General features: G+C 65.4%; 1 protein-coding gene. It reads right to left on the bottom strand.

The features are described 5' to 3' along the window. On the bottom strand, positions 1–1137 hold a 1137-nt coding region (locus tag HBR93_RS26735; protein WP_169961435.1), incomplete at both ends, for an amino acid adenylation domain-containing protein.

Genomic DNA, 1137 nt, shown 5'->3' with positions numbered 1-1137 from the left:
ACCCAATGGCTGGGCACCATGTACTCCGGCAGGTCGCCCTTGAGCTGACGCTTGCACGCCTCACGCAGCGCCTGTTCATCGCTGACCGCTTGCACGGCAACCACGTACGCCACCAACTGCGGATGGCCAGCGACGTCCCGCACCACCACGGCGGCTTTGCGCACTTGCGGTTGCTCCAACAGCCGCGCCTCGATTTCCCCCAGTTCGATCCGCAATCCACGGATTTTTACCTGGTGATCCACGCGGCCGATGTACTCGATCACCCCGTCCGCGCGGTAGCGCGCCAGGTCGCCTGTGCGGTACAGGCGCGTACCGGGAGCACCAAATGGGTCAGGCAGGAAGCGTTCGGCGGTGAGTGCCGGGTGCTGTAAATAACCCCGCGCCAGGCCATCGCCGCCAATCAACAATTCACCCGCCACCCCGACCGGCACCGGCGCCAGGTTATCGTCGAGGATATACAGGCTGGTATTGGCAATCGGCCCGCCCAGCCACGGCTGAGGCTGGGTTGGCGTGAGCGGGTACTGCGCCGACCAGATGGTGGTCTCGGTCGGCCCGTAGAGGTTCCACACCTGGGGCGAAAGCGCCAAAAGGCGGGTCGCCAGTTCCAGGGGTAGCGCCTCACCGCCGCACAGCAGTTTGCAGCCCTTGAGCTCATCGGCCTGCGGGTGATCGAGCAGCATGCGCCAGGTCGAGGGCGTGGCCTGCAACACGCTGATGCGCTGCTGTTTGACCAGGGCAAGCAAGGCTTGCGGGTCGAGGTTGATGTCCTGCCCGGTCAGCACCAGCGTTGCGCCAGCCAACAGTGGCCCATAGATTTCCAGGCCGAAAATATCGAACGAAAAGGTGGTCAGCGACAGCAGCCGGTCATTGGCATCCAGGCCCGGCTGGCGGGCCATGCTGCACACAAAGTTAGTCAGGGCGCCATGGCGCACCATCACGCCTTTGGGCTTGCCGGTGGAGCCGGAGGTGTAGATCACGTAGGCCAGGTGTTCGGCCGTGGTGCGCGGCAGCGGGTTTTCGCAGCTGTAGCCATCGAGCCACGCATCCGGTTGGTCCAGGGCCAGGGCACTGACCCCGGCCGGGATCGGCAAGCGCGCCAGCAACGGTGCCTGGGTCAGCAGCAGGGCCAGGCCGCTG

The sequence above is a fragment of the Pseudomonas sp. WS 5411 genome (assembly GCF_012985595.1).
Taxonomy (GTDB): Bacteria; Pseudomonadota; Gammaproteobacteria; order Pseudomonadales; family Pseudomonadaceae; genus Aquipseudomonas; species Aquipseudomonas shahriarae.
The sequence above is the reverse complement of the archived record's forward strand: the minus strand, read 5'-3'. Positions and strand labels throughout refer to the sequence as shown.